Source organism: Rhizobacter sp. LjRoot28 (assembly GCF_964253025.1).
Lineage (GTDB): Bacteria > Pseudomonadota > Gammaproteobacteria > Burkholderiales > Burkholderiaceae_C > Rhizobacter.
This window is the reverse complement of record NZ_CAXUQC020000001.1, coordinates 84,137-96,525: the sequence shown is the minus strand read 5'-3', so window position 1 is coordinate 96,525 and position 12,389 is coordinate 84,137. Positions and strand designations below refer to the sequence as shown.

Sequence of the window (12,389 nt, the reverse complement as noted above, 5' to 3'; positions counted from 1 at the left end):
ATCGCGAGAGTGGGCCCGAAACAGGGCTAGGGACTTTCGCTAGGTGCTGTCGAGACGTGGCTTTCGATGTCAGGGTTGGAGCACCCGAACGCCACGTTCGCGCGCGCGGGCCGGCGTGGCCGCCCGCCTTTCCCCTCAGCCGCGAAGCGCGGTGACCAGCGACGTCAGCGCACCTTCGCCGACAAACCGGCGCTCGCCAAGGACGAACGCCGGTCGGGCAGGCGCCGAGGCTGGCGGGACGTGCACGGCGAACGCGTCTCGCCCGGGCGCCAGGCTCGCGCTGACGGCCTCGAGCGTTTCGGCTTGCCATCGGGAGATCACCTGCTCGCACACCCAGCGGCCTGGCGTCGCGCCCTCGGGCGCGCAGGCCCACATCAACCGGACCCACGGCTCACTCGGGTGCCCCGGCTCAGGCGCCGCCGGCCACAGGTCGATTGCCACGCTGAACTCGCGCACGGCCTGGGGCAGCGCGGAGAACAGCGCCGGCGTCTCCGCACCGGCCAGGTCGAACTCGAAGCGGATGAGGTTCATGGCGTGCCGCTCCCCAGCCGCGCGGCAGCCGTGTCTCGCACGGCAAGCTTGCCGGCGTCGTCCAGGGTGGACCAGGCCGCGATCTCCTCGAGCGTGCGCCCGCAGCCGCGGCACCACCCCAGCGCCGGGTCGACCTGGCAGACGTCATTGCATGGCGATGGCACCGACTGCACCACGTCGGCGGGCGGTGCGCCGGTGAGCGCCACCAGCGCTGCAGGTGCCACGGCGAACACGCCGTTGGGATGGCCGGCCGCGGCCCAGACGGTGTCGAAGCGGAACAACTCGCGGTCCACGAGCGTCACCGGGCGCTCACGGTGGGCGACCGGCGACACGCCGCCGATCGAGAACCCGGTGCGCTCCTTGACGAAGCGGGCATCGGCCCGGCCCAGCGGCCCGGTGATGGCCGCCACCTTGCGCTCGTCCACCCGCCGGTCGCCCGAGGCCACCACCAGCACCGCGACGTCGTCCGCCAGACGTCTGAAGATGACGCTCTTGGCAATCTGGCCGAGCGCCACGCCCAGGCCGTCGGCCGCCTCGCGTGCCGTGCGCGCGGCGACGGGCAGCGCCATGGGCGCATGCGGGTGGTTCCGGGCGGCCAGCCAGGCCGTCACCCGTTCGAATCCGTCGTTCATGGTGCAGCACTCCGCTCACGACGCGCCAGCACGGCCCGGCCCACACGGGATGCCACCGGGCGACCCAGCGCCTGCGAGATGCCGGCCGCCGCGTCGACCAGTCGCTCGAGGTCGACGCCGGTCTCGATGCCCAGGCCGTCGAGCAGGTAGAGCACGTCCTCGGTGGCGACGTTGCCGGTCGCGCCCTTGGCGTACGGGCAGCCGCCCAGTCCCCCGACGCTGGCGTCGAAGGTGTGGACGCCCATCTCCAGGCTCGCGTAGACGTTCGCCAGGGCCTGGCCCCAGGTGTCGTGGAAGTGGCCGCTGACCTCGCCCAGGGAGTAGTGGCGCAGCGCCCGTTCCAGCGCCTGCTGCACCCGCCGCGGCGTGCCCGTGCCGATGGTGTCGGCCACGCCGCAGTGGTCGACACCCACTTCCTTCATCAGCCGGACGACACGCTCCACCTCGTCGCCCGACACCTCGCCCTGGTAAGGGCAGCCGAGCGCGCACGAGACGGCGCCCCGCACCTTGATGCCGTGGCGATGCGCTTCGGCCACGAGCGGCCGGAAGCGCTCGAAGCTCTCGTCGATGCTGCAGTTGATGTTGCGCTGGCTGAAGGCCTCGGTGGCCGCGGCGAAGACAACGACTTCGTCCGGACGGGAGGCCAGTGCGGCCTCGAGTCCTTTCATGTTGGGGGTGAGCACGGCGTAGCGAACGCCCGGCGCGCGCGCCATGCCCGCCATCACCTCGGCGTTGTCAGCCATCTGCGGCACCCAGCGCGGGCTGACGAAGCTCGTCACCTCGATGTGGCGCAGGCCGGCCGCCTGCAGCGCATGCACCAGCGCGATCTTGTCGGCGGCCGACACCGGACGGGCTTCGTTCTGCAAGCCGTCGCGCGGGCCGACCTCGACCAAGGTCACGCGTTCGGGAAACACCATGATTGCATCCTCATCCTGGGCGCCAGGGCCTCAATTCCCGGCACATCGAAGCACGATACCGGAAGGTCCGGCACGTGGGGAGTCGAGTGGCACCCAGGACTCAAGCGCGCGTGCTCTCCGCCTGGAGCATCCACACCAGGTCCAGCTCGGGTGCCGGGTGACCGAGCATGGTAAGCGCGGCGCTGATCTGGCCGCGGTGGTGGGTGCCGTGGTTGAAGACATGGGCCAGGGTCGGCGAGAACGGCAGGGACCGCGCCTGCCCGTCGGTGCCACGGTAGTCGATGCGCCCGTCGAGGCGCTCGTCCGGCACGCTGGCCAGCCAGGGGCGCCAACGGGCCGCCCCTTCGACGAGCCGCGCGGCCAGCACACCGCGGTCCGCTTCGAGCTCCTGGTCGAGGCGCAGCCGGGGTGAGGCCCCTTCGGCGAAGCGCACGAACCACAGCCCGTGCTCTGCCACCAGCAGGTGGTTGAGGGTGCCATGGATGCTGCGAAAGAAGAGCCCGACGTCGGCACGGTAGTCCGCCTCGGGAAGGCCGGACAGCTGATCGAGCAGCTTGCGGGTGGCCCACTCGCCGTACCGGGCCATGCAATCGAACTGGGAGCGCAGGGAATGGGTCGTCATCGAAACGTCCGGACAGTGGGAACGGGCTACCAGGGAATGGCGGTGCCGTCGTGATCGAGGAAACGGCCGGTGTCCTGCGGACCCAGCCGCCCGATGAGCGTCCGCAAGGACGATACGCTCTGCTCAACCGTCAGGTCCGCGCCGCCGCCGCCCATGTCAGTCTGCACCCAGCCGGGATGGACGGCCACGCAGGTGGCGCGGTCGCCAAAGGCGAGCGACGCGTCCTTGAGCACCGAGTTGAGTGCGGCTTTGGAGGCCCGATACAGCCAGCCGAAGGTCGCGGTTCGCGCACCGATGGAGCCCATGCGTGACGAGAGGACCACGAGGCGCGCGCCCGGCGCCAGCGCGTCGGCGATCTGCGGGATGACGCGCATCGGCCCCAGCACGTTGGTGTGCATGACGTCGTCGAACTGCGCCTCGGTGGGCGTCATGAGCGCCTCACCCTCCGGCCCGTAGACCCCGGCGCTGAGCACCGCGATGTCGAAGCGCTCGCCATCGAGCTGCCACGCGAGGCCCGCGGTGCTGTCGAGCCGGGTGGTGTCCAGGCGCAGGGCGCGCGCGCCCAGGGCCGACAAGGCGGCAAGGCCCTCGCTGCTGCGGGCGGTGGCCACCACGTGGGCACCCTGGGCCAGGTACTGTCGGCAGAACTCGAGGCCGATGCCGCGCGAGGCGCCGACCACCAGCACGCTCGGCCGGGTCACAGGCGTTCCACCGCCAGCGCCGTGGCTTCGCCACCCCCGATGCAGAGTGCGGCGACGCCGCGGCGCGCGCCACGACGCCGCATCGCCCCCAGCAGGGTGACGACGATGCGCGCGCCACTCGCGCCGATCGGGTGGCCGAGGGCACAGGCGCCGCCGTGCACGTTCACCCGATCATGCGGAAGGTCGAAGGCTTGCATCGCGGCCATCGTCACCACCGCAAAGGCCTCGTTGATTTCCCACAGGTCCACGTCCGCGGCGGCCCAGCCGGTCTTGTCCAGCAATTTCCTGACGGCGCCCGCCGGGGCCGTGGTGAACTGGTCCGGCGCCTGGGCATGCACGGCATGGCCGACGATGCGGGCAACGGGCGTGCAGCCCAGCGTGCGAGCCGTGCTCTCGCGCATCAGCACCAGCGCCGCGGCCCCGTCGGAGATGCTGGAGGCGTTGGCCGCCGTGATCGTGCCGCCATCCTTGAACGCGGGCTTGAGGGTCGGGATCTTGTCGAGCCGCGCCTTGAAGGGTTGCTCGTCGCGTGAGACGACCGTGTCACCGCCTCGACCCGGCACCGTCACCGGCGCCATTTCCCAGTCGAAGCCCCCGTCCTGGTTGGCCGCCTGGGCGCGCTCGGTGGACGCGACGGCAAAGCGGTCCTGGGCTTCGCGGCTGAAGCCGAAGGTCGACGCGCAGGCTTCGGCGTACACGCCCATCGCCCGCCCGCCGGTGGGGGTGCGGTCGTAGGCGTCTTCCAGGCCGTCGAGCGCCATGTGGTCGTAGACCGCGGCCGCGCCGTAGCGCACGCCCTTGCGGGCGAACATCAGGTGCGGCGCGTTGGTCATGCTCTCCATGCCGCCGGCCACCACCACCCGGGCGCTGTCGGCCACCAGCATGTCGTGGCCGAACATCAGGGCCCGCATGCCGGAGCCGCACATCTTCGACAGGGTCACGGCGCCCGCCGAGTGCGGCAGCCCGGCGCCCAGCGCGGCCTGTCGCGCGGGCGCCTGCCCCTGGCCCGCCATCAGGCAGTTGCCCATCAGCACCTCGTCGACGGCCTCGCCCGCCACGCCGGCACGGGCCAGGGCCTCGCGGATGGCAACGGCGCCAAGGGCATGGGCCGGCATCGCGGCGAAGTCACCGAGCAAGCCGCCCATGGGGGTGCGGGCGGCGGAGACGATGAGGATGGGATCGTTCATGGCATCACCTCGTTGGTGGGCCCGCCGTCAGGACGCCGACAGCAGCACGCTGCCGCCGCGTTCGTCCTGCGCCAGGGCCAGGATGTACTTCTGGAATTCCGGATCCTCGCCGCGCAGCAGCAGCGGCAGCGCATTGAAGAAGTCGTCGCGCCGCAGCCACTCGCGCATGTAGTCGTCCCAGGAGTTCCAGCGGCGTTGCTCGGTGGGACTCATCTCCGGCTTGTAGCTCACCAGGTAGGCGCGCTCGAAGAGCGAGATCAGCATGTCGAAGATGACGACGCGCCGCTCGTTCTGCTCCGGCGTGGGGTCGTGCAGCGCGGTGCTGCTGCGCAGCCGCAGGTCGGCGTTGGCGAGCACGATCTTGAGGAAGTCGTTGTAGGCGTCGGAGAGCAGCTGGTAGCCCTCCTCCTCTTCATTCTCGCGCTCGCGTCGCTGCTCGATGAGGAAGGCCCCGATCGCGAAGGGCAGGCCGACGACGGTCACGACGTAGCTGGCCAGTTCGAGGGCTTCGCCGATCGTCATGGCCGCTCCGTCAGGGCGCGGGGGTCGCCTGGGACTGCGCGGCCTGCAACGCTGCCGCCTCGCGCTGGCGCCGAAGGTGCTTGAAGCGGCGCCGCGTGTCGTACGGGAACACGTCGTGGACGTGGCCCGAGAGGATGCGCTCCTTGTGCCCCTGCCAGAAGCCCGCGTCGAGCAGGTCGGCATGGTGCTTCATGAAGACGTCGCGCACTCCCGGGTTGCCGAGCAGGAAGGGCTCGAAGGTCTCGGGGAAGACGTCCTTCGGCCCCACCGAATACCAGATCTCGCCCGACATCTCCTCCTCCTCGTTGCGCGGCTCCGGCACGCGGCGGAAGTTGCAGTCGGTGAGGTACTCGATCTCGTCGTAATCGTAGAAGACGACCTTGCCGTCGCGGGTGACGCCGAAGTTCTTCCACAGCATGTCGCCCGGGAAGATGTTGGCCGAGACCAGGTCCTTGATGGCGTTGCCGTACTCGATCACCGCATGCTCCATCTGCTTGGGCGTGGCTTCCTGCAGGTAGATGTTGAGCGGAATCATGCGGCGCTCGATGTAGACGTGCCGGATGACGAGGTCGCTGCCGTCTTCCTCCAGCAGGCTCGGGCAGAAGTGCTTCAACTCAGCCACGAGTTCGTCCTCGAAGCGGGCACGCGGGAAGGCCACGTTCGAGAACTCCAGCGTGTCGGCCATGCGGCCCACGCGGTCGTGCTGCTTCACCAGCAGGTACTTGCCCTTGATCTGCTCCCGCGTGGTGTCCTTCTGCGGCGGGTAGAAGTCCTTGATGATCTTGAACACGTAGGGGAACGACGGCAGGTCGAACACCAGCATGACCATGCCCTTGATGCCGGGCGCGATGCGGAACTGGTCGCCGCTGTGGCGAAGGTGGGCGAGAAAGTCGCGGTAGAAGAGGTTCTTGCCGTGCTTCTGCAGGCCGAGGGTGTTGTAGATCTCGGTGCGCGGCTTGCGCGGCATCATCGAGCGCAGGAACTGCACGTAGGCCGACGGGATCTCCATGTTCACCATGAAGTAGGCCCGCGCGAAGCTGAACAGCATCTGCAGGTCGGCCTCTCCGAAGAGCGCGGTGTCGATCGTCAGCAGCCCGCTCGGTGCGTGGAGGATCGGCAACGCGAAGGGCGTTTCCTTGAACCCGTTGATGATCTTGCCGACGACGTAGGCGCCCTTGTTGCGAAAGAACAGCGAACTCAGGACCTGGAACTGGAAGTTCGCCCGCGGACGGAAGTCGCCGAGCTCCGTGCCCACGGCTTCCTCCACGTGGCGGATGTCACGCGCCAGGTCCTCGAACTCGAGCTGCAGCTGGAAATTGCTGATCACCCGCGTCCAGGTCTCGTGCATGCCTTCCTTGGACGGGTAGTAGGCCCGGTAGGTGGGAAGCGCAGCGGGCTCGTCGTTCTCGATGTACTCGGTCGAGATCGTGGGCCGCACGAAGATGAAGTCGTTCTTGAAGTAGCTGCGGTGCAGGATCTTCGTCGTGACCGAATTGAAGAAGGTCTCGGCAAGCTCGGGCTGGTGATGGTTGGTGAGCAGGCCGATGTAGTGCAGCTTGACCTGCTGCCACACGTCCATGCTGAGTTCGCTCACCTTGAACTCGGTCTGCAGCCGCTCGGCGGCTTCCTCCACCCGCACGTCGTAGAACTCGATGCGCTCGCTCTGGCTGCGCTGCTGCCCGCGCCAGTCGGCTTCCTCGAAGCGGGCCTTGGCGGCAGCACTGGTCCCGCGGAACAGCCGGTAGTGACGGTCGAACCCGTCGAGCATCGCCTGCGCGATGTCGAATGCCCGCAGGTCGGTCAGTGCTTGGGGGAAGACCGCCATGCGCCGCATGGTCAGGCTTCTGCAGGCGTGTAGCGTCGTTGCACGGCAGCGAGGGCCCGGTCGTAGGCCTGCGTCAGCTCGTCGGGGTTCGCGACCGTGATGGCGAGGTCTTTCAGGCGACCGTCGCCGAGGCGATAGAACCACCCGTGCACCACCAGCGACTGTCCTCGGGCCCAGGCGTCCTGGACGGCGGTGGTGTGGCAGACGTTGAGCGACTGCTCGATGACGTTGAGCTCGCACAGCGCATCGACGCGCCGATCGACCGCCACCGTGTCGAGCCAGGCCTGGTGGCGGTGCCGCACATCCTTCACATGGCGCAGCCAGTTGTCGGCGAGGCCGACGGACACGTCGTTCAGCGAAGCCGCCACGCCGCCGCAACCGGAGTGGCCGACGACGATGATGTGCTGCACCTTGAGCATGTCGGTGGCGAACTGGATCACCGACAGGCAGTTGAGATCGGAGTGCACCACCACGTTGGCCACGTTGCGGTGCACGAAGAGCTCACCCGGCAGCAGGCCGACGAGTTCGTTCGCAGGCACGCGGCTGTCGGCACAACCGATCCAGAGGTATTGCGGGGCCTGTTGCGCCAGCAGGCTCGTGAAGAAGCCGGGCGTGCGCTGCTCCATGTCCCGGGACCATCGCAGGTTGTTGTCGAAGAGTTCTTGAAGTTCGGTGGACATGCCGGGCATTTTACAGAAGGTGGCTTTCGCTCACGGCCCCGTCGGCGGGGTGTCGCCGCCCCGGGCATAGCGGCTCGGCGACTGCCCGACATGGCGGGAGAAGGCGACGCTGAAGGCGCTGGTCGACCCATAGCCCACCCGCTCCACCACGTCGGCCACCGCCATGCGCTCGTGGCGCAGCAGGGCCTTCGCGAGCGTCATGCGCCAACCCAGCAGGTACTCCATCGGCGTGCTGCCGACGGTGCGGGTGAATCGATCGAAGAAGGCCGAGCGCGACAAGGCGGAACGCTCGGCGAGGTCGGCCACCGTCCAGGCGCGGGCCACGTTCGCATGCAGCTGATGCAGTGCAGGCGCGAGGCGCGCATCGCCAAGGCCGCGCAACAGGCCGGGCGGCGCCGAACCGGCCGTCGTCGAGCGCATTGCCTCCACGAGCAGCATGCCGACGAGGTGCGACAAGGCGAGGTCCCTGCCCGGCTGCGGGTCCTCGTACTCCTCGGCCACCATGCGCACCAGCTGCCCGAGGCGCCGGGAGCCCTTCACATGGACGACCGGTGGCAACAGCGTGACCAGCAGCTCGGGACCGGCCCCGTCGAAGGCGAAGGCCCCGCCGAGCGAGCGCATGTCCGGCGCTCCGACCGGCTCGCCGTGGCGAAGCTCGCCCTGCCCCCCGGGCACGACATGTGGATCGATGTGGATCGTGGGCGCCTGGCCGAAGCTGGAGAGGCTGAAAGGCGGCGTCGCGGGCAGCAGGACGAAGTCGCCGGCATTCAGCGTCACCTCCGGCTGCCTGTCGACGGCCAGACGGCAGCTGCCTTCGAGAATGATGCAGAAGCCCGGCTGGCCGTAGGCGGCATACCGCACGGCCCAGTCGCCCTTGCCGCTGATGAGGTTGGCCACGACGGCGCGCGGCTTGAGCAAGCGAATGACTTCGGTGAGCGGATCACTCATGGCGCCATTGTCCGGTGATTCGGACGATGGCTGAACATTGGCGGACTGCCGCAGGTGTCGAGTCCGGGGCAGCGTCGATATCGTGAGGCTCCTCACCACCGCATCGCAAGGACTTCACCATGAAAACCGTACTGATCACCGGCTGCTCCTCGGGCTACGGCCTCGCAACCGCCCGCCACTTCCTGGCCCAGGGGTGGAACGTCGTCGCCACCTTGCGCACGCCCCGCGCCGACCTGTTGCCGGCTTCGGACCGCCTGCGCCTGCTGACGCTCGATGTGACGCAGCCCGGCAGCATCGCGGCCACCACGGCCGCGGCCGGCCCGATCGATGTGCTGGTGAACAACGCGGGGATCGGGGTCGTCGGGGCGCTGGAGGCCACGCCCATGGCCACGGTGCGCGAGGTGTTCGAGACGAACACCTTCGGCACGCTCGCCATGATGCAGGCCGTGATCCCGCAGTTCCGCGAGCGCCGTGCAGGCGTCATCGTCAACGTCACCTCGAGCGCCACCCTGGCCCCCATGCCGCTCGCCAGCGTGTACACGGCCAGCAAGCTGGCAGTCACCGGCCTCACCGGCTCCGCGGCCTTCGAACTGGCGGCCTTCGGCGTGCGCGTCAAGCTCGTCGAGCCCGGCCATGCGCCCACCACACGCTTTGCGGAGAACGGTGCGGCCCGCATCCGGGGCCTCATCCCCGAGGCCTACATGCCGTTCGCGGCGCCGGTCTTCGAAGCCTTTGCGCGGCCGAGCGCAGTCACCACGGAACAAGAGGTGGCCGAGGCGGTCTGGCACGCGGCCCATGATCCGTCGGAGCAGCTGCACTTTCCTGCCGGGCGCGATGCCCTCGACCTGGCACGGGCCGCATGAACGCGGGCGACGACAGGCCGCTGCAAGCGCGGGGACGCGCTCCTCCCTAGAATGAAGTCCCCTGACCTTGCGCACGTGCCATGTCCATGAACGAACTCGAGCGGCAACTCCAGTACCCGGCCGGCGAAGCGCTCCCTGAGCCGGGCCGCACGATCGAACTGGCGCCCGGTCTGCGCTGGGTGCGGATGGGACTGCCCTTCGCGCTGGACCACATCAACCTGTGGTTGCTGCGTGACCGGCTGGACGGCCGCGAGGGCTGGACCATCGTCGATTGCGGCATCACGAACGAGGCCACCCAGGCGGCATGGCAACAGGTGTTCGACAACGAACTCGACGGCCTGCCGGTGCTGCGGGTGGTGGTGACCCACATGCATCCGGACCACATCGGCCTGGCCGACTGGCTGACCGAGCGCTGGTCCCTGCCCGGCCGCCCGTGCCGCCTGTGGATGAGCATGACCGACTACACCAGCGCGCGCCTGGCCAGCCAGTCGACCACCGGCTTCGGTGGTCACGCCGCGGCGGCCTTCATGGCGAGCCATGGCCTCACCGACCCGGAGTCGGTCGAGAAGATCCGCGCCCGCACGAACTACTACGCCTCCATGGTGCCCAAGGTGCCGACCAGCTACCGCCGGTTGATGGATGGCCAGCGTTTCGACATCGGCGGCCATGACTGGCACTGCATCGCGGGTCACGGCCATGCCCCGGAGCACCTCTCACTGCACAGCCCCAGTCAGGGCCTGCTCATCTCGGGTGACATGCTGCTGCCGCGCATCTCCACCAATGTCAGCGTGACCGACATGGAGCCGGAGGGCGACTCGCTCACGCTGTACCTGTCGTCGATCGAGCGTTACCGCGCGTTGCCGGCCGACACCCTGGTCCTGCCCTCACACGGGCGGCCGTTTCGCGGCATGCACACCCGGATGGACCAGCTGCACGCGCACCACGACGAACGCCTGGCCGAGGTGATGCACGCCTGTCGCGAGGCGCCGCAAACCGCCGCCGGCCTGCTCAAGGTGATGTTCAAGCGGCCGCTCGACCTGCACCAGACCACCTTCGCGATGGGCGAGGCCATCGCCCACCTGCATGCCCTCTGGCACGGCGGCCGGTTGACGCGCACGCTGGGCGAAGACGGCGTCTTCCGGTTCTCGGCCCCCTGAGCGGGCCCCTTCCTCCCCTTGCGCGTGACACGGATCGCATGGCGATCCGAGCGCAAGCACGCGCCATGCTCTAGCATGTGCCGTCGGCCTCTCGGGCCGCGCCACATCAGGAGACCGCATGGTTCCCCTCGACTCGGAAATCGGCAAGGCGCGCGCGCTGGTCATCGATGGCAATGCCGCCTCGCGCAGCGTGCTGACGTCCATGCTGCGGGAGTTCGGCGTGGCCGACATCACCCAGGCGCGCAAGGCCCAGGAAGCCCGTCGGTTGCTCGAGACCCAGCGCTTCGACATCGTCCTGTGCGAGTACCACTTCGACGACGAACCGGTCAGCGGCCAGGACATCATGGACGACCTGCGGCTGGCGCAGCTGCTGCCGCTGGCCACGGTGGTCGTGATGATCTCGAGCGAGGCCGGCTACGCGAAGGTGGCTGAAGCCGCCGAGGCGGCGCTCGACGCCTACCTGGTCAAGCCGCACACGCAGGAAGCACTGCGCCAGCGGCTGGTGCAGGCACGCCAGCGCAAGGTTCAGCTGGGCGACATCATCACGCTGGTCGAAAAGCAGGCCTACATCGAAGCCGCCGAGATCTGCGAGGTTCGCTTCAAGACCCGCGGCCCGGCCTGGGTGCAGGCGGCCCGCATCGGCGCGGAGCTCTGGCTGCGGCTCGGCAAGCCGCATGCGGCGCAGCAGATGTTCGACGCCATCCTTCAGGCCGGGGCCGTGCCGTGGGCGCGGCTCGGTGTCGCACGGGCGCAGTACGACGCGGGGGGCCACGTGCAGGCCCGTCGCACCCTGGAGAGCCTGTTGAACGAGCAGCCGGCCTATGCCGACGCCTACGACGTGATGGGCCGCGTGCTGCTGGACCAGGGCCTGCCCGAGCAAGCCCTCGACGCCATGCGACAGGCCACCGCGCTCACGCCGGGCAGCGTGTCGCGCATCGTCAAGCACGGGCTGCTCGCCTACTACTACGGTGAGCCCAAGGAGGCCGCCGACGCCCTGGCCAAGGCGGCCCGCCTCGGACTCAATTCCCGCATCTATGACCTGCAGGGCCTCGTCTTGCTGGCGGCGGTGCAGTTCGATCTCGCGGACCGGCGGGGTCTCGCGGGCTCGCACAGCAGCATGGTGGCGGCGCGCGCACCGGTGCCGCAGAGCGCCCGACTGCGGCGCTTCGAGGTGGTCATCGGCGCCCTGAAGGCCCTGATCGAGCGGCGGGTGCCTGAGGCCGTGCGGGATGCGCAGGCACTGATCGGGGAAATTGCCGAGCCGAACTTCGAATTCGAGGCGGCCTGCAACCTCCTCTCGCTGCTGGCCCGCTTGCAACGCAGCGAGCTGCAGTTGCAGGACCTGGACCACGACGTCGATGTGCTGGCGCGCCGCTTCGCGGTGTCGCGCACCACCTGCGAACTGCTCGTGCGGGCCGCCCGCGCGCAGCAGCCGTTCGAGGCGGTCATCCGCGCGGCCTACGCGAAGATCACGGCGGGCGCCGAGGATGCGGTGTCCCGCACGGTGAACGGGCAGCCGGGCGAAGCGGTGCGCCTGCTGCTGGCGCAGGCGGAGCAGACGCTCAACGCCAAGCTGATCGACCTGGCCCTGCACACGCTCGAGCGGCATGGTGCCGCCATCGAGCGTGCGCCCGACTTGCTGACACGCGTGCAAGCCCTTCACCAGCAGTACCGTGGCTATGGCACGCAGGTGCACCTGAGCCGCGCGAACGAACCCCGCGCCATGGCGGCAGCAGCCAAGTCCTGATGGCCGGTCCGTCGGGCCCGCCGCGCCCATGCCGCGGCGCAAGCCGCGCGGGCCGGG

The 12,389-nt window shown here is 69.3% G+C and carries 13 protein-coding genes; 3 read left to right on the top strand and 10 right to left on the bottom strand.

Annotated features, from left to right (window positions below):
• Positions 1-135: 135 nt before the first annotated feature.
• The 10 genes from ACSQ2F_RS00475 to ACSQ2F_RS00430 all read right to left on the bottom strand — a co-directional run bounded on the left by ACSQ2F_RS00475 (position 136) and on the right by ACSQ2F_RS00430 (position 8,565).
• Complete coding sequence (locus tag ACSQ2F_RS00475; protein ID WP_436018669.1) at positions 136-531, bottom strand: hypothetical protein; 396 nt, start codon at positions 529-531, stop codon at positions 136-138.
• Positions 528-1,163 (bottom strand): YbaK/EbsC family protein, encoded by a 636-nt coding sequence (locus ACSQ2F_RS00470; RefSeq protein WP_436018667.1) that lies wholly within the window; start codon positions 1,161-1,163, stop codon positions 528-530. Before ACSQ2F_RS00470 ends, ACSQ2F_RS00475 begins: the two co-directional genes overlap by 4 nt.
• Positions 1,160-2,080: a hydroxymethylglutaryl-CoA lyase gene (locus tag ACSQ2F_RS00465; protein ID WP_436018665.1), complete on the bottom strand. Its 921-nt coding sequence runs from the start codon at positions 2,078-2,080 to the stop codon at positions 1,160-1,162. Before ACSQ2F_RS00465 ends, ACSQ2F_RS00470 begins: the two co-directional genes overlap by 4 nt.
• A gap of 100 nt (positions 2,081-2,180) precedes the next feature.
• A complete protein-coding gene (locus ACSQ2F_RS00460; protein ID WP_436018663.1) occupies positions 2,181-2,702 on the bottom strand; it encodes a DinB family protein in 522 nt (173 codons plus the stop codon).
• A 26-nt stretch (positions 2,703-2,728) separates the two neighbouring features.
• Positions 2,729-3,403 (bottom strand): SDR family oxidoreductase, encoded by a 675-nt coding sequence (locus ACSQ2F_RS00455; protein WP_436018661.1) that lies wholly within the window; start codon positions 3,401-3,403, stop codon positions 2,729-2,731.
• Complete coding sequence (locus tag ACSQ2F_RS00450) at positions 3,400-4,590, bottom strand: acetyl-CoA C-acyltransferase (protein ID WP_436018659.1); 1,191 nt, start codon at positions 4,588-4,590, stop codon at positions 3,400-3,402. The genes ACSQ2F_RS00455 and ACSQ2F_RS00450 overlap by 4 nt, the downstream gene beginning before the upstream one ends.
• Before the next feature lie 27 nt (positions 4,591-4,617).
• A complete protein-coding gene (locus tag ACSQ2F_RS00445; protein WP_436018657.1) occupies positions 4,618-5,112 on the bottom strand; it encodes a hypothetical protein in 495 nt (164 codons plus the stop codon).
• Between the two features lie 10 nt (positions 5,113-5,122).
• Positions 5,123-6,937: a bifunctional isocitrate dehydrogenase kinase/phosphatase gene (gene aceK / locus ACSQ2F_RS00440; RefSeq protein ID WP_436018655.1), complete on the bottom strand. Its 1,815-nt coding sequence runs from the start codon at positions 6,935-6,937 to the stop codon at positions 5,123-5,125.
• A gap of 11 nt (positions 6,938-6,948) precedes the next feature.
• On the bottom strand, positions 6,949-7,617 hold the full coding sequence (can, locus tag ACSQ2F_RS00435) for a carbonate dehydratase (protein WP_436018653.1): 669 nt from the start codon (positions 7,615-7,617) through the stop codon (positions 6,949-6,951).
• Between the two features lie 30 nt (positions 7,618-7,647).
• A complete protein-coding gene (locus tag ACSQ2F_RS00430) occupies positions 7,648-8,565 on the bottom strand; it encodes an AraC family transcriptional regulator (protein ID WP_436018651.1) in 918 nt (305 codons plus the stop codon).
• Positions 8,566-8,684: 119 nt separating this feature from the next.
• On the opposite strand from ACSQ2F_RS00430, the gene ACSQ2F_RS00425 reads away from it, so the two are divergent.
• The 3 genes from ACSQ2F_RS00425 to ACSQ2F_RS00415 all read left to right on the top strand — a co-directional run bounded on the left by ACSQ2F_RS00425 (position 8,685) and on the right by ACSQ2F_RS00415 (position 12,332).
• Positions 8,685-9,428, top strand: coding sequence for an SDR family oxidoreductase (locus ACSQ2F_RS00425; protein ID WP_436018649.1), 744 nt, complete (start codon positions 8,685-8,687; stop codon positions 9,426-9,428).
• Between the two features lie 86 nt (positions 9,429-9,514).
• Positions 9,515-10,585 carry an MBL fold metallo-hydrolase gene (locus tag ACSQ2F_RS00420; RefSeq protein WP_436026687.1) on the top strand — a complete coding sequence of 357 codons (1,071 nt, stop codon included), beginning with the start codon at positions 9,515-9,517 and terminating at the stop codon, positions 10,583-10,585.
• 118 nt (positions 10,586-10,703) lie between these two features.
• Positions 10,704-12,332: a response regulator gene (locus ACSQ2F_RS00415; protein WP_436018647.1), complete on the top strand. Its 1,629-nt coding sequence runs from the start codon at positions 10,704-10,706 to the stop codon at positions 12,330-12,332.
• The last annotated feature ends 57 nt before the right edge of the window (positions 12,333-12,389 follow it).